Source organism: Pseudomonas sp. FW305-20 (assembly GCF_058788075.1).
Map to the genome: position 1 here is coordinate 66,563 of NZ_JBYTAJ010000022.1, position 20,246 is coordinate 86,808.

Annotated in this window: 20 protein-coding genes and 2 pseudogenes; 17 read left to right on the plus strand and 5 right to left on the minus strand. The window is 58.0% G+C overall.

What is annotated here, in order from left to right:
• Positions 1 to 9 precede the first annotated feature (9 nt).
• From AC3WP4_RS19070 to AC3WP4_RS19135, 14 genes are all read left to right on the plus strand, one after another.
• Entirely contained in the window at positions 10 to 561 is a 552-nt protein-coding gene (locus AC3WP4_RS19070; protein WP_102615130.1) for a cupin domain-containing protein, read from the plus strand.
• Positions 562 to 565: 4 nt separating this feature from the next.
• Complete coding sequence (locus AC3WP4_RS19075) at positions 566 to 1,450, plus strand: alpha/beta fold hydrolase (protein ID WP_102615131.1); 885 nt, start codon at positions 566 to 568, stop codon at positions 1,448 to 1,450.
• The gene (locus AC3WP4_RS19080) at positions 1,447 to 2,283 is read left to right on the plus strand and encodes an IclR family transcriptional regulator (RefSeq protein WP_102615132.1); all 837 of its coding nucleotides are present in this window, start codon (positions 1,447 to 1,449) and stop codon (positions 2,281 to 2,283) included. The genes AC3WP4_RS19075 and AC3WP4_RS19080 overlap by 4 nt, the downstream gene beginning before the upstream one ends.
• Before the next feature lies 1 nt (position 2,284).
• Entirely contained in the window at positions 2,285 to 3,082 is a 798-nt protein-coding gene (locus tag AC3WP4_RS19085) for an SDR family oxidoreductase (protein WP_102615133.1), read from the plus strand.
• A complete protein-coding gene (locus AC3WP4_RS19090; protein ID WP_102615134.1) occupies positions 3,075 to 4,757 on the plus strand; it encodes a thiamine pyrophosphate-binding protein in 1,683 nt (560 codons plus the stop codon). The genes AC3WP4_RS19085 and AC3WP4_RS19090 overlap by 8 nt, the downstream gene beginning before the upstream one ends.
• Positions 4,758 to 4,767: 10 nt before the next feature.
• The gene (locus AC3WP4_RS19095; RefSeq protein ID WP_102615135.1) at positions 4,768 to 5,571 is read left to right on the plus strand and encodes an aspartate dehydrogenase; all 804 of its coding nucleotides are present in this window, start codon (positions 4,768 to 4,770) and stop codon (positions 5,569 to 5,571) included.
• Between the two features lie 10 nt (positions 5,572 to 5,581).
• On the plus strand, positions 5,582 to 7,078 hold the full coding sequence (locus tag AC3WP4_RS19100) for an aldehyde dehydrogenase (protein ID WP_102615136.1): 1,497 nt from the start codon (positions 5,582 to 5,584) through the stop codon (positions 7,076 to 7,078).
• Positions 7,075 to 8,040: a VOC family protein gene (locus tag AC3WP4_RS19105; protein WP_102615137.1), complete on the plus strand. Its 966-nt coding sequence runs from the start codon at positions 7,075 to 7,077 to the stop codon at positions 8,038 to 8,040. Before AC3WP4_RS19100 ends, AC3WP4_RS19105 begins: the two co-directional genes overlap by 4 nt.
• A gap of 13 nt (positions 8,041 to 8,053) precedes the next feature.
• The gene (locus tag AC3WP4_RS19110; protein WP_102615138.1) at positions 8,054 to 9,196 is read left to right on the plus strand and encodes an FAD-dependent monooxygenase; all 1,143 of its coding nucleotides are present in this window, start codon (positions 8,054 to 8,056) and stop codon (positions 9,194 to 9,196) included.
• A gap of 2 nt (positions 9,197 to 9,198) precedes the next feature.
• Positions 9,199 to 9,516 (plus strand): hypothetical protein, encoded by a 318-nt coding sequence (locus AC3WP4_RS19115; RefSeq protein WP_102615139.1) that lies wholly within the window; start codon positions 9,199 to 9,201, stop codon positions 9,514 to 9,516.
• A 1-nt stretch (position 9,517) separates the two neighbouring features.
• Positions 9,518 to 9,745 (plus strand): recombinase-like helix-turn-helix domain-containing protein, encoded by a 228-nt coding sequence (locus tag AC3WP4_RS19120; RefSeq protein ID WP_102615140.1) that lies wholly within the window; start codon positions 9,518 to 9,520, stop codon positions 9,743 to 9,745.
• A gap of 21 nt (positions 9,746 to 9,766) precedes the next feature.
• The gene (locus AC3WP4_RS19125; RefSeq protein ID WP_102615141.1) at positions 9,767 to 10,801 is read left to right on the plus strand and encodes a Rieske 2Fe-2S domain-containing protein; all 1,035 of its coding nucleotides are present in this window, start codon (positions 9,767 to 9,769) and stop codon (positions 10,799 to 10,801) included.
• Between the two features lie 68 nt (positions 10,802 to 10,869).
• Positions 10,870 to 11,829: a PDR/VanB family oxidoreductase gene (locus AC3WP4_RS19130; protein ID WP_102615142.1), complete on the plus strand. Its 960-nt coding sequence runs from the start codon at positions 10,870 to 10,872 to the stop codon at positions 11,827 to 11,829.
• A gap of 390 nt (positions 11,830 to 12,219) precedes the next feature.
• Positions 12,220 to 13,449: a hypothetical protein gene (locus tag AC3WP4_RS19135; RefSeq protein ID WP_102615143.1), complete on the plus strand. Its 1,230-nt coding sequence runs from the start codon at positions 12,220 to 12,222 to the stop codon at positions 13,447 to 13,449.
• Between the two features lie 334 nt (positions 13,450 to 13,783).
• Here the strand turns inward: AC3WP4_RS19135 and AC3WP4_RS19140 are convergent, their stop codons facing one another.
• Positions 13,784 to 14,011, minus strand: coding sequence for a BPSL0761 family protein (locus tag AC3WP4_RS19140; RefSeq protein ID WP_102615144.1), 228 nt, complete (start codon positions 14,009 to 14,011; stop codon positions 13,784 to 13,786).
• A 702-nt stretch (positions 14,012 to 14,713) separates the two neighbouring features.
• Between AC3WP4_RS19140 and AC3WP4_RS19145 the strand changes: the two genes are divergently transcribed.
• Both AC3WP4_RS19145 and AC3WP4_RS19150 read left to right on the plus strand, forming a co-directional pair.
• Positions 14,714 to 15,079 (plus strand): histone-like nucleoid-structuring protein, MvaT/MvaU family, encoded by a 366-nt coding sequence (locus AC3WP4_RS19145; protein ID WP_102615145.1) that lies wholly within the window; start codon positions 14,714 to 14,716, stop codon positions 15,077 to 15,079.
• A gap of 757 nt (positions 15,080 to 15,836) precedes the next feature.
• On the plus strand, positions 15,837 to 17,159 hold the full coding sequence (locus tag AC3WP4_RS19150; protein WP_102615146.1) for an MFS transporter: 1,323 nt from the start codon (positions 15,837 to 15,839) through the stop codon (positions 17,157 to 17,159).
• Between the two features lie 188 nt (positions 17,160 to 17,347).
• On the opposite strand, the gene AC3WP4_RS19155 is transcribed toward AC3WP4_RS19150, so the two are convergent.
• Together AC3WP4_RS19155 and AC3WP4_RS19160 are read right to left on the minus strand one after the other, a co-directional pair.
• Entirely contained in the window at positions 17,348 to 17,605 is a 258-nt protein-coding gene (locus AC3WP4_RS19155; protein ID WP_158242632.1) for an OmpA family protein, read from the minus strand.
• A gap of 556 nt (positions 17,606 to 18,161) precedes the next feature.
• Positions 18,162 to 18,688: pseudogene (locus AC3WP4_RS19160) on the minus strand (ImcF-related family protein); the annotation flags it as partial.
• 32 nt (positions 18,689 to 18,720) lie between these two features.
• Here AC3WP4_RS19160 and AC3WP4_RS19165 point away from each other — a divergent pair.
• Positions 18,721 to 18,897 (plus strand): hypothetical protein, encoded by a 177-nt coding sequence (locus tag AC3WP4_RS19165; RefSeq protein WP_158242633.1) that lies wholly within the window; start codon positions 18,721 to 18,723, stop codon positions 18,895 to 18,897.
• Positions 18,898 to 19,291: 394 nt separating this feature from the next.
• On the opposite strand, the gene AC3WP4_RS19170 is transcribed toward AC3WP4_RS19165, so the two are convergent.
• Both AC3WP4_RS19170 and AC3WP4_RS19175 read right to left on the minus strand, forming a co-directional pair.
• Complete coding sequence (locus AC3WP4_RS19170) at positions 19,292 to 19,618, minus strand: hypothetical protein (RefSeq protein WP_102615149.1); 327 nt, start codon at positions 19,616 to 19,618, stop codon at positions 19,292 to 19,294.
• 223 nt (positions 19,619 to 19,841) lie between these two features.
• Positions 19,842 to 20,246, minus strand: a pseudogene (locus AC3WP4_RS19175) (Xre family toxin-antitoxin system antitoxin); the annotation flags it as partial.

Consider the following 20,246-nt stretch of genomic DNA (forward strand, 5'->3'; position numbering starts at 1 on the left):
GAGACTGCCATGACCGACCTTTCTGCAAACCTGAATGCACAGCCAGACACCCCGAAAAGCTGGGAGCAGCCTGCCGGCAGCGATCTCGAAAGCTGGATGAAAACCCGCATCGCCCGCTATGAAACCCGCAAGTACGACTGGAACGCCTTGAAATTCCAGGCCGACTACGACCCGAAATTCCGCCGCGCGCAAATGCGCTACATCGGCACCGGTGGCACCGGCGTGACCTCGGACATGAATACTATCCCGTCGGAGAATTTCACGTTTTCGACCATGGTGATTCCGGCCGGTCACGAAGGTCCGCCGCACCTGCACACCGACGTTGAAGAAGTGTTCTTCGTACTGCGCGGCAAACTCAAAGTGATTATCGAAAAGGACGGCGAGCGTTTCGAAACCATCCTCACCGACCGCGATGTGATTTCCGTGCCGCCCGGCGTATACCGCGAAGAGATCAACATCGGCGATGAGGACGCACTGATGTGCGTGATGCTCGGTGCGAAAAAACCCCTGACTCCGACCTACCCGCCAGAACACCCCCTGGCCTCAATCAAGCGCGGATAAGCCCATGTCGCACGCCATCGATAATCGCGCTCCGTCGCTCACCGCCGATCTTCAGGCACAGCTGGCTCTGCACTTCCCGCAGCGCCTGCTTGAGATCGCAGGTGCGCGCCAGGCCTTTCGCGAATGCGGAAGCGGGCCGGCCATCGTGTTGTTGCACGGGATCGGCTCTGGCTCGGCGTCGTGGCTGGAGTTGGCGCAGGAACTTGGCCGCAGCGCCCGGGTGATCGCCTGGGACGCGCCCGGCTACGGCGACTCCTCGCCGCTGCGAGCCCTGGCTCCGGATGCTTCGGATTATGCCGAGCGGCTGCTGCAGATGCTTGACGCCCTGGGTATCCAGCGCTGCGTGCTGGTGGGGCACTCGCTCGGGGCCATTACCGCCGTCGCGTTCGCCAGCGGCGTGCAGCAACAGCGAATCAGTCGGCTGGTATTGATCAGCCCGGCGCAAGGCTACGGTCATCCATCGCGCGCCTTGCAGCGCCAGGAAGTGCGCAGCAAACGTCTGCACGCCCTGGAACAGCTGGGCATTCATCACATGGCCGAACAACGCAGCCCCTACATGCTCTCCCCTGCAGCCAGCCCGAAAGCTCAGGCCTGGGTGCAGTGGAACATGGCGCGGCTCAACACCGACGGCTACCGCCAGGCCATAGAACTGCTGTGCGGCGAAGACTTGCTGCGGCATGCGCCGCTGTCGATGCCTTGCGAAGTGCATTGCGGTGAAGCCGACGGCATCACCTCACCGGAAAGCTGCCTGACTCTGGCCAACGCTCTGGGCGGCACATTCAACCTTATTGCCGATGCCGGGCACGCCAGTCCCATCGAACAACCTTGTGTAGTAGCGGGCCGTCTGGCCTTCGCTATCAAAGAATCCCTGACAGGTGCATCGCTATGACCGATTCAGATCTGCTGAAGGACGCTCAGGACAAATACATCGTGCCGGGCCTGGAGCGCGGCCTGCTACTGCTTTGCGAGTTCAGCCGGCGCAACCGCACGCTGACCGCACCGGAGCTGGCACGACGTCTGGCGCTACCGCGTTCGACGATTTTTCGTCTCCTGACCACGCTGGAAACCATGGGCTTCGTCACCCGCAACGGCAATGAATACCGCCTCGGCATGTCGGTGCTGCGCCTGGGCTTCGAATATCTGGCCTCGCTGGAACTGACCGAACTCGGTCAGCCGTTGCTGGCCCGCTTGTGCGACCGCCTCAACTACCCGAGCAATCTGGTGGTACGTGATGGTCGCTCGATCGTCTACGTGGCCAAAGTCTCGCCCCCGTCGGTGTTCTCCAGCGCCGTGACTGTCGGCACTCGCCTGCCCGCCCACGCCACCGTCCTGGGGCGCATCCTGCTAGAAGACCTGTCGCTCGCCGAATTGCGTGAGCTGTACCCGGAAGATCACCTGGAACAGTTCTCTCCTGGTACACCGAAAACCGTGCTGGAGCTGTTTGACATGGTTCAGGCCGATCGTCAGCGCGGCTTTGTCAGCAGTGAAGGATTCTTCGAGTCGACCATATCGACCATCGCTGCGCCGGTGCGCGATCAATCCGGAAAAATCGTTGCCGCTCTGGGTGTGACGATTCCGACCACTCAGATCGTGCACATCAACTTCAACGAAATGCTCCTGCAAGTACGTCGCAGCGCCGACGAACTGTCGCGGTTGCTCGACTACAACAGTGCTGCCAGCCACGACGGACAAAACCGCGTTACGGCTCTGATGAGGGATTGAGATGAGTCTCTATCAACTGCAAAACAATACCGCGATTGTTACCGGTGGTTCTTCGGGGATTGGCCTGGCCTGTGTTGAGCTGTTGCTCGAAGCCGGCGCAGCCGTGGCCTTCTGCGGTCGCGACGAAGACCGTCTGCGCAGCGCTGAAGACAAGTTACGTCAACGTTTTCCCGAGGCGCGGTTGCTGGCTCAGGTCTGCAACGTCCTTGACGCCGACTCGGTCAACGCCTTTGCCGCCGCCAGCCTTGCTGCATTGGGGCCGGCCAGCGTGCTGATCAACAACGCCGGGCAAGGTCGGGTCTCGACATTCGCGGACACCACGGACAGCGCCTGGACCGAAGAGCTGAACCTGAAATTCTTCTCGGTGATCAATCCGGTCCGCGCCTTCAAGGCACAGCTGCAAGGTGAACGGAATGCGGCCATCGTCTGCGTCAACTCACTGCTGGCCAGCCAGCCGGAACCGCACATGGTCGCCACTTCAGCCGCCCGTGCAGGGGTGATGAACCTGGTGCGCTCGATGGCCACCGAATTTGCCGATGACGGCATTCGGGTCAATGGCATTCTCATTGGCCTGGTCGAGTCCGGGCAATGGCGCCGCCGTTTCGAAGCCCGCGAAGAGCGTGACCTGGACTGGAGCCAATGGACCACCCAACTCGCACAACGCAAACACATTCCCTTGGGGCGCCTCGGCCTGCCGATTGAAGCGGCCCGCGCGATCCTGTTTCTGGCCTCGCCTCTGTCGGCTTACACCACGGGCAGCCATATCGATGTTTCTGGAGGCCTGTCCCGCCATGCGTAATGAAAATACTGTCACCGTTGGCGCTGCCATCACCGCGTTTCTAGAACAGTGCGACGTCAAAGCCGCGTTCGGCGTGATTTCGATCCACAACATGCCGATCCTCGATGCGTTCGCCGTGCGCGGCAACATCCGTTTCGTCATGGCCCGCGGTGAGGCTGGCGCCACCAACATGGCTGACGCCTATGCCCGCACCACCGGTGGCCTGGGCGTTTGCCTGACATCCACCGGCACCGCAGCCGGTAACGCCGCCGGCGCGATGGTCGAAGCGCTGACCGCTGGCACGCCACTGCTGCACATTACCGGGCAAATCGAAACGCCGTACCTGGATCAGGAATTCGCTTACATCCACGAAGCCCGCGATCAGCTGACCATGCTTAAGGCTGTGTCGAAGGCGGCGTTCCGCGTGCGCAGCGTCGAAACCGCACTCAGCACCATGAAGCTGGCGGTGCAAACCGCTTTGACCGCACCGACCGGGCCGGTCAGCGTGGAAATCCCGATCGACATCCAGTCGACCTTCATCCCAATGCCGAGCGACCTCTCTCCGCTGCCGGTTCCAGTTGCCGTGCCCGCACCTGAAGCGCTGGACCTGGTGGCCGAGCGACTGGCCACGGCCACCCGTCCCCTGTTGTGGCTCGGCGGCGGCGCGCGCCACGCCGGCCCGCAAGTCAAACGCCTGCTGGACATGGGCGTCGGTGTGATCACCTCGACCCAAGGTCGCGGCGTGGTCAACGAAGATGACGAGCGCTGCCTCGGTGCATTCTCACAAAACAAACTGGTCGAACAATTCCTGCAACGCTGCGACGCCCTGCTGATCGCCGGCTCCCGTCTGCGCAGCAACGAGACGTTCAAATACGCGCTGAAACTACCCCGCAACACCTTGCGCATCGACGCCAACCCGGCCATCGAAGGTCGCAGCTACAACAGCGAATTGTTCATCTGCGGTGATTCGGCACTGGCGCTGGAAGGTCTGGCGGATCGTCTGGAAGGTCGTCTGCAAATCGACCCGACGTTCCTCGCCGAGCTCAAGCAAGTGCGTGAAAAATCCCGCACGCAACTGATTGCCGATCTCGGTCCGTACTCGGCCATGGTCGAACAGCTGCAAGCCCTCACAGGGCGCAATTTCTCCTGGGTGCGCGACGTCACGCTGTCCAACAGCATCTGGGGTAATCGCCTGCTGACGCTGTTCCACCCGCGTGCCGGCGTGCATGCATTGGGCGGTGGCATTGGCCAGGGTTTGTCGATGGGTATCGGCGCGGCAGTCGCGGCGGCGGAAACCGCGCCTGAGCGCAAGGTGTTCGCCCTGGCCGGTGACGGCGGTTTCATTCTCAACCTCGGCGAACTGGCGACGCTGGTGCAAGAGAAAGCCAACGTAGTGATCCTGCTGATGAACGATCAGCGCTACGGCGTGATCCGCAACATCCAGGACGCGGTGTACGGCAGCCGTCACTGCTACGTCGACCTGCACACCCCGGATTATTCCAAACTTGCCGAATCGCTGAACCTGCGCCACGGCCTGGTCACCGACCTGAAGGATTTCGGCAAGGTCGTCGACGGCGCGCTGGCGCAACCCGGACCGTTCCTGCTGGAAGTCGACATGCTCAGTGTTGGCAGCTTCGCCACCCAGTTTGCCGGTCCGCCCAACAGCGAAACCAAAGCGCAGAAAGCCACCGCCTGAGGACTTCGTCATGTTGCATATCACCATGATCGGCTGCGGCGCGATTGGCGTCGGCGTGCTTGAGTTGCTGGAGAAAGACTCGCAGCTGTGCGTCGACTACGTCATCGTCTCGGCCGGTTCCGAAGAGCTGGTACGCCAGCGGCTGGCCAGTTTCAAACAGCCACCGCAGGTGCTGACGGCGCTGCCGGCCGACACGCGCCCCGACCTGCTGGTCGAGTGTGCTGGTCACAAAGCCATCGAAGAGCATGTGTTGCCGGCGCTGGAACGCGGCATTGCCTGTCTGATCGTATCGGTCGGCGCGCTGTCCGAAGTCGGCCTGGTGGAACGCCTGGAAGCGGCAGCCGAACGCGGTCAGACCCGTATCGAATTGCTGCCCGGCGCCATCGGCGGCATCGATGCGTTGTCGGCGGCCAAGGTCGGGGGGCTCGATTCGGTCAATTACACCGGACGCAAACCGGCTCGCGCCTGGAAAAACACTCCCGGTGAGCTGGTCTGTGACCTGGACAGCATCACCGAAGCCACGGTGATTTTTCAGGGCAGTGCCCGTGAAGCGGCGCACCTCTACCCGAAGAACGCCAACGTAGCGGCAACCTTGTCGCTGGCCGGTCTCGGCCTGGATCGCACCCATGTGACCCTGATCGCCGACCCGCTGAGCGAGGAGAACGTCCATCACTTCGAAGCCCGTGGCGCCTTTGGCGGGTTCGAACTGAGCCTGCGTGGCAAACCGCTGCTGGCCAACCCGAAAACGTCGGCGTTGACCGTTTACAGCGTGGTCCGCGCCTTGGGCAACCACGCTCACGCGATTTCGATTTAAGGGACAGCCCATGACTCTCGAACAGACTTTACCGATCTGCATTGCCGGCGACTGGCGCCTGGGTCGCGGCGAGCACTATGCCTCCCGCTACCCCGCCACTGGTGAAACGGTTGCCTGGCTCAATGCCGCCAGCGTCGAAGACGTTGAAGACGCCGTGCAAGGCGCGCATCAGGCGTTTTTGCACAGCGGCTGGGCGCAACGCAAACCCCATGAACGCGCCACCGTGCTGTACCGCATTGCCGAGCTGATCCGTGTGCGCAGCGAAGAACTGGCGCAGTTGCAGCGCCAGGACAATGGCAAACCGATCAATGAAACTCGCGCCCTGGTCGCCAGCGCCGCCGGCACGTTCCAGTTCTTCGCCTCGGCCTGTGAAACCCTCGAAGAAACCATCACGCCGTCCCGTGGTGACTTCGTCAGCATGAGCGTTTACGAGCCGATGGGCGTGATTGCCGCGATTACCCCTTGGAACTCGCCAATTGCCAGTGAAGCGCAAAAAGTCGCTCCGGCACTGGCCGCTGGCAACGCGGTTGTGATCAAGCCGGCGGAAATTACGCCGCTGATGGCCTTGCAACTGGCACGCATCTGCGAAGACGCCGGGTTGCCAAAAGGCTTGCTCAGCGTGCTGCCGGGCAAGGGTTCGCTGCTCGGCGATGCACTGACCCGTCACCCGCTGGTCAAGCGCGTGTCGTTCACCGGCGGCACCAAAACCGGCAAACACATTGCCCACATCGCGGCCGACAAGATGATGCCCGTGTCGCTGGAACTGGGCGGTAAATCGCCGACCATCGTTCTGGAAGACGCCGACCTCGACCACGCGGTGGCCGGTGTGTTGTACGGCATTTTCAGTTCTTCGGGCGAAGCCTGCATCGCCGGCTCGCGGCTGTTCGTCGCACGCGCACTGTACGAGCCGTTCATGGCACGCCTGGTGGCAGCAGCAGCCGAACTGCGTGTCGGTGATCCGGCGGACGAGCGCACGCAAATGGGCCCGCTGATCAGCGCCGCTCACCGTGAGTCGGTGGAGCGCTATGTGGCACTCGGGCTGGCCGAAGGCGGACGTCTGCTGCTCGGTGGCCAGCGTCTAAACGGCAGTGTCTACGACCAGGGTTACTACTATCCGCCGACCATCCTCGAAGGTTTGAACAACCGCCAGCAGGTGTGTCAGGAAGAAATCTTCGGTCCGGTGCTGGTGGCCATGCCGTTCGACGACGAAGCGCAATTGCTGGAGCAGGCCAACGACAGCTTGTACGCCCTCGCCGCCGGTATCTGGACCCGCGACTACAAACGCGCCTGGGCGCTGGGTCGAAGAATCCAGGCCGGTACGGTGTGGATCAACACTTACAAACAGTTCTCGATTTCCACCCCGTTCGGTGGCTGGCGCGACAGCGGCCTGGGCCGCGAAAAAGGTCGCCTTGGCATCCTGCAGTACATGGAACAGAAAAGCCTCTATTGGGGCATGAATGAACAGCCACTGGCCTGGGCCGGAGTGCAACGAGAGGTAGGGTTATGAGCGTATTAGGCATTGATGAAGTCACCTACGGTGTCGAGGATCTCGAGACCAGCACGCGGTTTTTCAGCGACTGGGGTCTGAGCAAAGTCAGTGAACAACCTGACGAGGTGATCTTCGAAACCCTCAATGGCTGCCGCGTGGTGCTCGCCGACATCAACAAGGCTGGCCTGCCGCCGGCCATCGAACCCGGTTCGACCGTTCGCGAAGTGGTCTGGGGCGTCGAAAGCGACGCTGACCTGAAGCTTTACAGCGAGCGTATCGCCAACGATCCGGACTTCATCGAAGTGAACGGCCGTATCGGTTGCACCGACCCCAATGGCCTGGCGATCCGCCTGCAAGTGACCCGCAAGCGCGAATTGCAGATCGAGTGCAGCGGCCATAACACTTGGCAAACCAAAGGCCGGATCAACAAGGCTGCGCCCGTCTACGAACGCGCCACACCCATCGAGGTCGGGCATGTGGTGTTTTTCGTCAGGGACGTGAATGCCTGTGAAGCGTTCTATCACGAGCGTTTCGGTTTCCAGGCCTCGGATCGCTATCCGGATCGTGGCGCATTTCTGCGCACTGCCGAAGAAGGTGGTCACCACGACCTGTTCATGTTGCAACTGCCGGCCCCTCGCGCCGGCCTGAACCACGTCGCCTTCACTGTGCGCGATGTGCACGAGGTGTTCGGCGGTGGCATGCACATTTCCCGCAGTGGCTGGGCCACGGAAATCGGCCCTGGTCGGCACCCTGTGTCTTCGGCGTTCTTTTGGTACTTCAAGAACCCGGCCGGCGCGCTGGTCGAGTATTACGCCGACGAGGATCAACTGACCGGCGAATGGGAGCCACGCACCTTCGAACCTGGCCCCACGGTCTTCGCCGAATGGGCGATCGCCGGCGGCATCGATGGCAACACTCGACGCCAGCACAACGTGGAAGCGCCGCAAGGCAAATTCCTCACCGACAAGCCAAAACCCTGAGCAGGAGTCGTCCATGTCTTCGTTGAATATCGCCATTGCCGGCGCCGGCATCGGTGGCCTGACCGCCGCCATCGCCCTGCACCGTGCCGGCCATAACGTTACCCTGTTCGAACAGTCGAAAGCCTTCCTGCGGGTGGGTGCCGACATCAACCTGACGCCGAACGCCGTGCGTGCCCTGGACGGTTTGGGCGTGGGTGCCGCGGTGCGCATTCCCGCTGCTCGCCCGACCCACCGAATCAGCCGGATGTGGGACAGCGGCGAGGAAACTTCGCGCCTGGAAATGTCCGACGCCGCCGAGCAGAAGTACGGCGCGCCGCAACTGACCATTCACCGCGCCGACTTGCTGGCAGCCCTGGCGGTGGTGTTCCCCCAAGCCCAGGTGCAGTTTGGTAAACGCGCGGAACGGGTGTTGCAAACCGCCGACGGAATCGAACTGAGCTTCAAGGATGGCAGCCGCCACGTGACCGATCTGTTGATCGGCGCCGACGGCATTCATTCGGTGGTGCGCAACGCGCTGTTCGGAGACGAGCAGCCGCGCTTTACCGGCGTGGTCGCCTACCGTGCGGTCGTACCGACGGAGCGCGTGGCGCACGTGCCGAACATCCAGGCATTTACCAAATGGTGGGGCCCGACGCCACAAAGCCAGATCGTCACTTTTCCGCTGAATCAGGGCCGGGACATCTTCATTTTCGCCACCACCGCCCAGGACAGCTGGCACGAAGAATCCTGGACCAGCGCGGGCGATGCCGATGAATTGCGCAGTCATTATCAGGATTTCCATGCGGATGCCCGGGCACTGCTCGATGCCTGCAGCGAGGTGCTCAAGACGGCGCTGTACGAACGCGATCCGTTGCCGTTCTGGTCCAAGGGTGCAATGACACTGTTGGGCGACGCCTGCCACCCAATGATGCCGTTCATGGCACAAGGCGCTGGCCAGGCGATCGAGGACGCCGTGGTGCTTGCACGTCAGCTGCAAGACCTGACCGGGACTGCCGAGATTGCCGATGCCCTGCAGGCTTATGAGCAGGCTCGTTTGCAGCGCACCAGTCAGATCCAGATCGGTTCGCGCGGCAATCAATGGCTCAAGGATGGCGGCAACGCCGACTGGGTCTACGGCTATGACGCCTGGACCGTGCCCATGCCGAACGTGGCTTGAGCATGAGCGAATCCTTGCTGGTCACCGTACTGCTCAAGCACGACCAATCGAAGAACCTGGAAGATATTCAGCGGCACATGAAGCAGCAGGATTGGTGGGAGCGGTTTCCCCCGCAGGGCGTCGAAGTGGTGTCCTGGACCGTGGCCATGGGCCTGGGCCAGATCGGCACCCTGCGCTTGCCGCCCAGCCTGCTGCCGACCCTCAACGTCGAGCTCGAACGCTCGGCCTGGGGTGTGTTCAGCACTGAAGTGTTCCCGACATACGACTTTATTCCCGTGCGCGAAATGATCCGCGAACGGGTACGCAATGGAGGTCAATGAGATGAGAAAAAACGAACCCTACCTGGAGCCTCATCAGGCCCGTAAACGCCCCAACACCCAGTTCGAAGATTTGCTCGGCGACTCCATCGAGCGCGCCTTTGGCAATGGCGTCACCGAGTTGCCCGAGTTGCTCGCGCACCTGAACCTGGCCGGGCCGCCCTGCCCGCTGACCACCGGTGAGTGGACACCAGACGCTTATAAAACCCTGATGGCTCGGCTGGGCGAATGACCCGCCGGAGGTAAATAAGAAATGAACATGAACACAACCGTCGATCCTGTAGAAAACCTCCTGGCAAATGGCTTGAAGAACCTTTGGTTCCCAGTCCTGCCTAGTGACCAATTGGGCGAGAAACCGGTGTCGATCCGTCGACTGGGCTACAAGATTGCCTTGTGGCGTGACAATGACGGCAGCGTGCATGCCCTGGAAGATCATTGCCCTCATCGCGGCGCGCCGCTATCCCAGGGCCCGGTATTGGGCGATCGTCTGCAATGCCCTTATCACGGCGTCGAAGTGCGCTGCGACGGTACCGTCACCAAGGTTCCCGGCAGCCCTGGTTGCAAACTCGAAGGCAGTCGCCCGACCCGGATGTTCCACACCCGTGAAGCCGCCGGCGCGATCTTTCTCTACAACGCTGCCGAACCGCACGTTGAAAATCCACCGGAACTGGTGCTGCCCGAGCAACTGACGTCGCCTGAGTGGAGCAGCTTCGTTTGCTACGCCGAGTGGAAAGGCGACTACCGCTACGTCATTGACAATGTCATGGACCCAATGCACGGCACCTACCTGCACAAGATGTCGCACTCCATGAGCGAAGGCGAAGCCACCGCCAAGTTCGTCACCCGCGACACCGACAAAGGTTTCTTCTTCGAGAAGGAAGGCCAGCGCGGGGTGAACTTCGACTGGACCGAATTCATGGACGACAGCTGCCACTGGCTACGCCTGGAAATCCCCTATCCGAAAACCGGCGGCCCGGGCGGCAACTTCACCATCATCGGCAGCTACACGCCGAGCAGCACTTCCCTGTCGGCCGTGTTTCACTGGCGTTGCCGGCCACTGACCGGCTGGCAGCGCGACACCTGGCGCTTCCTCTACAAGAACCGTCTGGAAGCCCGTCACTGGGCAGTGCTGGAACAGGATCGGGTGCTGCTCGAATTCATGGAACCTGACGCCAACCAGCGGGAAAACCTCTACCAGCATGACCTCGGTGTGGTGCGCCTGCGTCGCTACCTGAAAAACGCAGCCAAGGCCCAACTGGAGCTGATCGACGCGAAGCAGTTGTCATGAACGTGATCGTGCATCCTGTTCAGGCCGGCATGTGTGTCGATTTGCGAACTGTCGAAAAGAGGTGACCGATGTCCCATTCCTCCCCCATCACCGCGCTCGTGCACACCTTGCGCTACGAAGCCGAAGGCATCATCAGCGTCGAGTTACGGCCCTATGGCGACACCGTGTTCGCCCCGTTCGAGGCCGGCTCGCATATCGATCTGCATCTGCCCAACGGCCTGGTACGCAGCTACTCGCTGCTCAACTCGCCGAGCGATCGTGACCGCTATGTGGTCGGCATCCTGCGTGATCGCAACAGCCGTGGCGGATCGGAATATGTGCACGGGCAATTGCGGGTCGGCATGCAACTGCCGATCTCGTCGCCGCGCAACAATTTCCAGCTCGACCTGAGCGCCAGGCACAGCGTGCTGGTGGCCGGCGGTATCGGCATCACGCCGATCTATTGCATGTTCCGCCAACTGCTGGCACAGGGAAAATCCGCCGAGTTGATCTATTGCGCCCGTTCGCGTCAGGAAGCCGCGCTGGTGGAAGAACTCAGCGGCCTGAGCGCCAAAGTCGTCTACCACTTCAACGACGAAAAAGGTATGCCGCCGGACCTGAGCACCTATCTGGCCGGCCAGCCCGACGATACGCACTTTTATTGCTGCGGTCCGACGCCGATGCTCGATGCCTTCGAAAGCACCTGCGAAGGCCTCGGCTATCCCCATGCGCATATCGAACGTTTTGCCGCGGCTGAACTGCCGCCGTCCGAAGACGCGCAGAGCAGTTACATCGTCGAGTTGAAAAAGTCCGGCAAGACAATGTCCATCGAGCCGGGACTGAGCTTGCTCGATGTGCTGCTTGAGGCGGGGTGTGACATTGAGCACAGCTGTCGCGAGGGTGTGTGCGGTTCGTGCGAAACACGCGTCCTGGAAGGTGATATAGACCATCGTGACGGGGTGCTGACAAAAGCCGAACGTGCCGCGAATAAATCCATGATGGTATGTGTATCGGGATGCAAGAGTCGGCGTTTGGTACTCGATCTGTAACACTTTGCTCTATTTCATCCATTAAACAGGCCGACTTCTTAGTCGGCCTTTTTTATGCGCGTGAAGTAAGGCCGCACAGATAATGTGCAGTTTCGTTACCCCCTGACTGCCCTGTTTCGCAGGCAATACGCAAAAATGCGTTTCCCATATAAACAATTGTTTTTACTGGATTTATTACCGACCAGCAGCCCAAGTCCGGACTGGCATGTTTTCTGCTCTATCCCTATCAGATACATAGGTCAGACGCCGTATTACCTACGAAACAATCAAAACAAAATCGCACTGCATAACAGCAACACATGAGGCCTTCCTTTTATTGCCCCTTCCAAGGCAAGCGGGAAAGTGTTGCCGATCACTTTGTAGCGCTCAACATCGCAGGGGGAAGTCAGCATGAAGAATTACATTATAGGTCTGGGACTGATGATGAGCAGTTGCCTCAGCTTCGCAGGCGAACCCGGTCCTGCCGCCCCCGTGACTTCGATCACCGGCAAGAAGCCGTTTCCGCATATCGCCTGGCGTAGCGAAGACGGCCAAAGCAGCCTGGACATTGGCGGCGCCTTGCGCACCAATTACCGCGACGAGCACTGGGACACCACTGAAAACAACGGCCGGTTTCTGTTCGACACCTTCCGTATCGATGTGCAAGCGACTTACAAGAACCTCTACAGTGATGTCGGCTACTGGTTCCAGGACGACGGTAAACGCTCTATCGATCGCGGCTTCGTTGGCTATCGCCTGAACAGCAATTCCAATCTGCAAGTGGGCGCGCCGTTCAAACCGTTCGGACTGGAACCCTACCCGCAATTTGGCTGGAGCTATCACCTGCCCTTCTTCATGGGTTACGGCGTCAGCGCCGGCACCGGTTTGAAGTACAGCTACAAGGACAAGGACTGGGACCTGCAACTGGGCTACTTCCCGCGCATGTTGCCGTCCGACATTCGCTACTCACCAGAAGTCGGGCGCTACGCAGACCTCAAGGACAATGCCATTCCCTTCACCCAGTCGCGCCAGGATAACGAGAAGCACAACCAGCTCAACGCCCGCGTCGCGCGGACCTTTGTCAACGATGGCTGGAAAACCGAAATCGGCGCATCGCTGGCCACCGCCCAGCTCTATAACGCCACCACCAAGGACGACGGCGACTATTGGGCCGGCGGGGTCCACGCCATCATCAACGCCGGCCAGTGGACCGTCAGCACCCAGGGCATTCGCTACGAGTACGACCCGAAAAACCCGGCCGGCATCAGTGACAATTCAATTCTGATGGGCAGCAACGGGCTGACGCCCGCTTACCTGATTGCCGCCAAAGCCACCATCGCTTCGCTGAACGTCAGCTACGACATCCCTACGCCGAAACTGGGACCCTTGAAGAAAATCAAGCTGTACAACGACTACAGCCGCATGATGAAGGACGAGAGCGGTTGGGACGACTCGCAGATGTACACCGTGGGCGCACAGTTCCTGGCGATGCCGATCATGGCGTGGGTCGATCTGACCTGGGCGAAAAACGCCAACCCCTATGGCGGCGTGGAAAACGGTACAGGGTTTACCAATACCAGTTCGGTCGGCAGTAATCAGTGGTACTACCGGACCAATATCAATATTGGGTATTACTTTTGATTCGTGGTTGATTGCCGTTGCAGTGGGTCGATTGTTGCCCTTCGTGACGGGCAGCAGTCGGCCGATTCTGTTGAAAAAGTCGGTTTTCCCAAAACGCTCGAACATTGATGGGTGAAAACACCTCTTTTGCACGCTGCTACGTGAAATCTGAGTCCTGAACCTTCTACCAAAAACTCAGATTTCAATCTCAGGTGCGTACTTTTCTGCCGTGGAAACCGAAGCCGACTTTTTCAACGGAATCGGCCGGAATCTGCCCTTATTGCCTATAGTCATCAACCGACACTCACGCCCACGAATGTTCATTTTCGAAGGCTCGTGAAAGACGTCTAGGTAGCTATTTCAGCCTTGCGCTTGGGCTGAAGAATGGCGACACCCCAAATGTCTCCGGATAGCCTGCTTCGAATTGTCCTTGCATCAAAACCTCGCTCCTGCTGGGGTAGTGGCGAAGTATTTGATCTGCCATATCACGCAACTCAGAGTTCAGAGTGCTGTCTTGCGAAATTTCTCGCAAAAACACTCCGGCGGCAATCACCGCCCTAGTACGCTCGTGAGGCATAGTCATAAGGTTTTCCTATTTACAAAGTGGTATTCAGGAGCTTACTGGCAAGTATCGGTACCCGAAACCGGAATACGACCGACCACCAGGTCATTGGCCGCTGCAGCTTGATCGACGTAGCCGAACGAGATTCCGAAGAATATCTCATTGATGCTGCGCTGCCGATCGTTGGCGCTGCTGAAGGGGGACCCACTTGCTCTGCCTTGCAAGGCCGCCGTCGCTGCTTCGTCTTCTCACTAGACGGGTGCCCACGTACCTATAGCGTGAACCGCCGAGGCCTTACGTCACACTGGTCGCCGCGTGGACTTTACAACGACTACCTACATGACTCGAAGGCGTTCGTTGGGGAGCTTACTGCTTGTGACCACCAGCATCCATCTAAGTGAAAGTCTCTGGGCATCAATGCTAAACCGCGATGTCATTTCGGGTTGGTGCGCACTGAGCTTTCAACGTCTGCTATTGGCTCATCCTTCCCTATCTTTAAATCTCTTAATCTTGGCGGCTGACATGAATGCTTCCTGTAGATACGCGCCTTGTCGCCCGCATCATTGCGCTGGTCGATTAGATTGATGTTTACCTCAATACATCGCTGGTGGGTGAACAAACATGGCCGCGATACTGGACTCGCATACGTGGGGCTCCCTGACCCTAGATTCAAATTGTAGTTTTTGGTGTATTGTTAGTTGACTAACAACATAGAGAATTAACATGTCAAAACTCGCAGAATTTCGTCAGCTTGAAAAGCATTTGGCTGAACAACTCCAAGCACTGGAAGCCCTGAAAGGTGACGTAGGCCTCAAGAAAGAAATCGAGTTCGAGACCAAACTGCGTGCACTGCTGGCCGAGTACGGCTACAGCCTACCAAACGTGATCAACCTGCTAGATCCTCAATCGAGCCGTCGCGCTTCCACCGTCGATTCCAAGGTTGGCACCCGTAAGCCACGCCAAGTGAAGGTTTACAAGAATCCTCATACCGGCGAAGTCGTCGAAACCAAAGGCGGCAATCACAAAACGTTGAAAGAATGGAAAGCAGAACACGGCTCCGCGACCGTTGAGTCTTGGCTGACCCAGTAATTGTGGAATGAGTACAAAAGTAGGGGGGATAGGGCAATTTTCCGAAAGTTTGGATTAATCTACCTCCTTAATTTTCATGAATTTTTCAGAAAAAACTGGTCATTTAAAAATGTCATTTTTGTCATTTTTCGGGTCAAAAGCGGCATAAAAAATCTTCAGAAATTGGCCGTTTTTGTCCATTTTATGGACCTTCCGTCTCATTATTCCTCGACAGAGAACAGCTGTTGCCACGTCAACTCGTTAGATGGACCGGGCGAACAGGGGAGCGAAAGGTAAGCGAGTGAAGTCCTAGCCGCCTTTGCGGTGGTTGAGATATTGCACCTCAAGAGCTGAAGGCCCAATACGGCCATTGAAGGCATTGCCTATTTACCGTTCTCTGTCGACATTCTCGGCCAGCTCGGCAAAGGTGATTCGATCAGAATGATGAGCGCCAGCTGATTAAGGTAAGTGGTCGATTGGCGACGCATTTACGCGCCGAAGATGTGGACTATTTCCCTTTCGCTGAGCTCGTCCGATTTTTGAGACAATTCTCAATGATATTTATAATTTACAAACATAAAATCGGGTGGTGCCTCTAAATTTCTAATGGATTAAATAATTAATTCCGCACCAAGCACGCCTTAGGACAGCCAGCGTCGCCAGACTTACCAATAGGGCTTAAATTGAAGTTTTCATATGGTTGACACTGGGCTTTCATAGTTGCCGTGCCCGGCTCGACTTTTTGGAATTCACGCCTCTACGGATTGAGGAATACTGAATGAACTCTAGAATCTCATCTTCCCAGTTAGAATTGCAAACAAGCACAATTGCCGAGCGGGACCGTACGTTCAGCCGGGTAATCTGGCGATTGATACCATTTTTAATGTTTGTTTGGTTTCTTGCTTGGATCGACCGAGTAAGTGTGAGCTTCGCAAAGCTGACGATGATAAGTGATTTACAGTGGTCCGATACTATTTATGGGGTGGGTGCCGGGATTTTTTTCATCGGCTACTTCCTATTCGAAGTACCAAGCAATCTTTTATTACAGAAGATTGGGGCCAAAAAAACCATAATGCGAATCACCATCGGCTGGGGCGCTATATGTGTGCTTATGGCTTGGGTGACTTCTCCGCTGGAATTCTATATTCTCCGTTTTTTGATGGGAGTATTTGAAGCGGGCCTGCAGCCAGGAGTAATTCTTTATTTAACTTATTGGCTGCCGGCGCAACGTCGCGGTAAAGCGCTAGGAGTGTTCATGTCAGCTTCCGCGCTTTCCCTTATGTTCGGCAGTCCAATCGCAGCCTATTTGATGGAGACATTGAATGGCACTGGTGGACTTTCGGGTTGGCAGTGGCTCTTTATCGTTGAAGGCTTTCCGTCTGTCATGGCAGGCATCGCAGCTTACTTTATCCTTTGCGACTCACCTTCGAAAGCTCGATGGTTGAACGCCAGACAGAAAGCTCACATCGAAACTGAGTTGGCAGAGGAAACCCAGAATTTTGGACCTCGTGAGCACCGCTTCTTCGCATCGATAGCCAACGCCAGATTTTGGATTTTGACGTTGATTCTATTTTGCATCGTTGCGAGCAATACAACACTCGTTTACTACGGCCCTAGCATTGTGCGTGAAGTCGGAGTAACTGACGTCAGAACACTGGGTTGGGTCATGGCGGGAGTCTATGCCTGGGGTTGGCTTGGCATGGTTGGGGGTGGTTACTTTTCTGATCGTGGATGTGGAGTAAAATGGAACATCGCGATGACTACTGCACTCGGCGCCTTTGGCTTATTACTAACAGCTCACTTTCTAGAGCAAGGAAGTGCAGCCGGCGTGGTTATATCGTTGTCCATAGCCTCAGCCGGAACCATGGGATCGCTACCAATCTACTGGCAGATTCCAAGCCGCTATCTTTCAGCCGGCGCACTGGTTGTAGGCGTCGCATTCATTAACTCTGCTGCAAACCTTGCCGGGTATTTTTCCCCACAACTGTTTGCTTACTTCAAGAGTAATACGGGGCAGTACACCCTAGGCTTGACGGCTGTCGCAGCGATCGAGCTTGTCGCAACAGTACTTATAATAAGCTTCATCTCGAAGGCCAAGTAAACTGTACTGGTAAGCCTATTTATCCATTGGCGAGTGGCTGGGTGAAACTGGGAGCTTCGAGCATCTAAGCCAAAGCAACAATTACTTGTTCTCTCCGCTCCCTCCCCAAAATACAATTACAAGTATCTGTCAGCCTCCTGAATCACCAGTTCCTTGAAGAGTTCAGGATGTGCTGCATAGCGTATCGGTCAATCGAGTGGTGACAGCATCTGGTCCTTTCTGTCTACGCGCTTGACCAGTTGGATATCTACCCGACGATTCGCGGCGCGCTCTTCCCCTGTACTGTTTCCGGCAATGGGCTGAGTAGCACCGGCTCCGCGTACAACGAAGCAGCTATTGGGCAGAGTTTGCTGTATCCAGTCTTTGACCGCCACCGCCCGAGTGCGAGACAACTCCAGATTCTGTTGGTCATCCCCGGAACTGTCCGAATGCCCTGTGATGACCACCAGTCAGTCGGTCCTAGGGGTAAGTTGGGCCAGCGCGCTGACCAGAACCCTAGTGGCCTCCGGCCTGAGGTCGGCGCTGCCAGGCGCAAACGATAGATGCTCATCCAACCGAATCGATTCGCTTGGACCCATTAACGACGTCAGCGGAGCATCGGCCACTCTGTGTTTTTTCAACCACCAATAGCTTCCGGCCGCTAGCAGCGTAATGAGCCGCAGCACCAGTCCGATGAACGGAATGAGCAGCCTGTTACGCTGAGGTGGCGGCACAGGTGAGTGCTTCTCCTCCAGTGCGACCACGACCACACCAGCTGGACTGCCAGTCTGCAACGAAACAACGTTGCCTCTAGTACTGCCCACGCGATGAGTGTCTGCGTGCGACACCCCCATGTAGGGGAGGAACTCGTCATCCATCGACTCGCGCTCCAAACGCCGAAGCAGATTGCCCGCCTGCTGACGCAGTGACTGCAACGCTACCAGCGGGGCCGGGGTGCAATCGCGCGCGCCCGCCTTATCCAGGTTGAGCTGCGCTGCGCTGCGCGGTCCGGGAACGCCTCGGCGAGGCGTCGCTTCCGGAGGCGTCGAAGGGATAGCGGCCCTCAAAGGCTCGACTCCAGTTAGCCACGACGGCGCGCTGCCATTGCCTGTTCAGGCCCTGCGCCGAGGGCTGCAATATGCCTTCCCAGGCCTGGTTCAGCGGCTGCACAAAGAGATTTTGGCCAAAACCGCTCCACTCCGAGCCCAGGCTGGCGGCGATCAGGCTGCCGTAATCGAGGGTGCCGGTCAGGTCCACGCTGGTGCCCTTGAACACCGTCTGCGCCAGAGCCTGGGTCATTGCCCGGGGATTGGGGGCGTTGTTGACCTGCTGCAACTTCAGACGCACACGAGTTGGGCCTTGAGCACCTCGGGCGTCAGTTCGCTGTCGATGGTGCTGTGCTGGTCGCTCAGCACCCAGTCAATCTCCTCCCGGCGCGTCTCCGCCATCTCCTCGATCACCTTGCTCACCTGCCCTTCCCAGGCCTGGCGGGTGAACATGTCGGGTACGCTATTGGGCGTATCGAACAGCATCGAGGCAGGCAACACACCCCGACTGGCGTATCGAAACCAAGCCCACCCTGGTGGCACAAGCCCGACAGGTATTGCTAGGGCAACTGGGGCGGCGCAACGGCGTGGCCAGCCTTTACCAGCAGGTGATCGATCAGGCGAGCAACAACTACGCCGACCTGACACTGATGGACATGGTCGCACTCATGGCTCGCGCACCAGCCGAATGGTCTGCAACTTTTCGAAGCTAGGTTTGGTACTTCCGTCAGCCACTATACTGCCGTCGGGATAAATGAAGCGGGTATAGTTACCCTTTTGCTTGACCTTAGGCCCTTGCAAATAGACAACTTTTCCAGAGTGCAGGACAGGTTCAAATTCAACCTTTTTCGCATTTAAGGCCCTATACGCAATAAAAATATCACCTTCCCCCAATAGCAAAACATCTTTCTCGTATTCGCCGAGAAACGCCTCATCGACCCAGACTTTTACATTCGATTCTGTTAATCGCTAATTTGAAACTGGCTGTATCTGTAACACTCCCTCTGCTTTACACAGAATTTAGTTGTGTTGCATCGACCGGTTGAATCCCCAGCCAAAAGGAGCCAGTCGTTAGTGCCCTGATCGGTCAGTGAGCTTTTGTCTCGTTCACGGTTTCTCTGTCGAGCTTCCGCCGTCGTTAAAAAAATCGTCTGTCGCAACCATGCCGAAATTGTCAGTGAGTTTACCCTTGTCATTTTCACTGAACATCGTTCGGATACGCCGTTCTTGCTTGAGGCTAGCGATGGTCTGGAAAAAACAGTGCTCACACAGGTGTATCTCATAGCGCTCACCATCGTGAGCCGAGCCATATCCCCACTGAGCCTGCAATAAGGCATATTGAAGGCCATTACCCCTGACGCGGGTACTATCGAGGCAGACATCGCACAGGATGTCGCTGACGATCTCGACTTCTCTCTTTTCTTTAATCCTCATCACTTACCTCCCGTGGTCATGATTAACCACCAGGGAAGCATACTAGACGCCAGACAACGACAAAACACTGCCCATAGGGAAGCCGCTCGCGCCGTATTCTTTACAGCATTGTGTCCCGCGATCACGGATCGCCACCTTTTTGCTTGGCCTGTGCTAACGGCCATTTCCGGTCAGTCGTGAAAGACATAAGCTCGCTGTGAGTGTGTGCCGCGCCAGCCCCTCATCAGGCTGGGCCTCCCCACTCAAGGGATTGAAGGACACGGCGAACTTGTTTGCCTCCTAGCTCCGTTTCGCAGAGCATGATCGGTGCATCCCCACCGAGCGCTGTGTTCGGTGTCGACATCCAATCTGTGGCAGTCACTGGTGTCTCAAATATCTCCTCGGCCAAGTGACTGACCGTAGCAATTCGGTCCAAACGCTCGGAGGCGACAGGATCAAGGTTCTTTTGCCCTCGCCGTCGTCTTTCCAGCGTCGACATGGACGCATTGAGCAGCGTCTCCAGGTGGCGGTCTTGAAGGTTGAAGGCCAAACGAAAAGCCCGGATAAGGTCAACGGGGGGGGGCGGGGGGGGGGGGGGGGGGGGGGGGGGGGGGGGGGGGGGGGGGGGGGGGGGGGGGGGGGGGGGGGG

Coding starts and splice junctions, on each gene's coding strand:
- AC3WP4_RS19080 (WP_102615132.1), top strand. CDS start 1,447: ATGACCGATTCAGATCTGCTGAAGGACGCTCAGGACAAATACATCGTG.
- AC3WP4_RS19095 (WP_102615135.1), top strand. CDS start 4,768: ATGTTGCATATCACCATGATCGGCTGCGGCGCGATTGGCGTCGGCGTG.
- AC3WP4_RS19120 (WP_102615140.1), top strand. CDS start 9,518: ATGAGAAAAAACGAACCCTACCTGGAGCCTCATCAGGCCCGTAAACGC.
- AC3WP4_RS19085 (WP_102615133.1), top strand. CDS start 2,285: ATGAGTCTCTATCAACTGCAAAACAATACCGCGATTGTTACCGGTGGT.
- AC3WP4_RS19150 (WP_102615146.1), top strand. CDS start 15,837: ATGAACTCTAGAATCTCATCTTCCCAGTTAGAATTGCAAACAAGCACA.
- AC3WP4_RS19075 (WP_102615131.1), top strand. CDS start 566: ATGTCGCACGCCATCGATAATCGCGCTCCGTCGCTCACCGCCGATCTT.
- AC3WP4_RS19125 (WP_102615141.1), top strand. CDS start 9,767: ATGAACATGAACACAACCGTCGATCCTGTAGAAAACCTCCTGGCAAAT.
- AC3WP4_RS19140 (WP_102615144.1), bottom strand. CDS start 14,011: ATGACTATGCCTCACGAGCGTACTAGGGCGGTGATTGCCGCCGGAGTG.
- AC3WP4_RS19105 (WP_102615137.1), top strand. CDS start 7,075: ATGAGCGTATTAGGCATTGATGAAGTCACCTACGGTGTCGAGGATCTC.
- AC3WP4_RS19070 (WP_102615130.1), top strand. CDS start 10: ATGACCGACCTTTCTGCAAACCTGAATGCACAGCCAGACACCCCGAAA.
- AC3WP4_RS19135 (WP_102615143.1), top strand. CDS start 12,220: ATGAAGAATTACATTATAGGTCTGGGACTGATGATGAGCAGTTGCCTC.
- AC3WP4_RS19110 (WP_102615138.1), top strand. CDS start 8,054: ATGTCTTCGTTGAATATCGCCATTGCCGGCGCCGGCATCGGTGGCCTG.
- AC3WP4_RS19170 (WP_102615149.1), bottom strand. CDS start 19,618: ATGAGGATTAAAGAAAAGAGAGAAGTCGAGATCGTCAGCGACATCCTG.
- AC3WP4_RS19115 (WP_102615139.1), top strand. CDS start 9,199: ATGAGCGAATCCTTGCTGGTCACCGTACTGCTCAAGCACGACCAATCG.
- AC3WP4_RS19100 (WP_102615136.1), top strand. CDS start 5,582: ATGACTCTCGAACAGACTTTACCGATCTGCATTGCCGGCGACTGGCGC.
- AC3WP4_RS19130 (WP_102615142.1), top strand. CDS start 10,870: ATGTCCCATTCCTCCCCCATCACCGCGCTCGTGCACACCTTGCGCTAC.
- AC3WP4_RS19145 (WP_102615145.1), top strand. CDS start 14,714: ATGTCAAAACTCGCAGAATTTCGTCAGCTTGAAAAGCATTTGGCTGAA.
- AC3WP4_RS19090 (WP_102615134.1), top strand. CDS start 3,075: ATGCGTAATGAAAATACTGTCACCGTTGGCGCTGCCATCACCGCGTTT.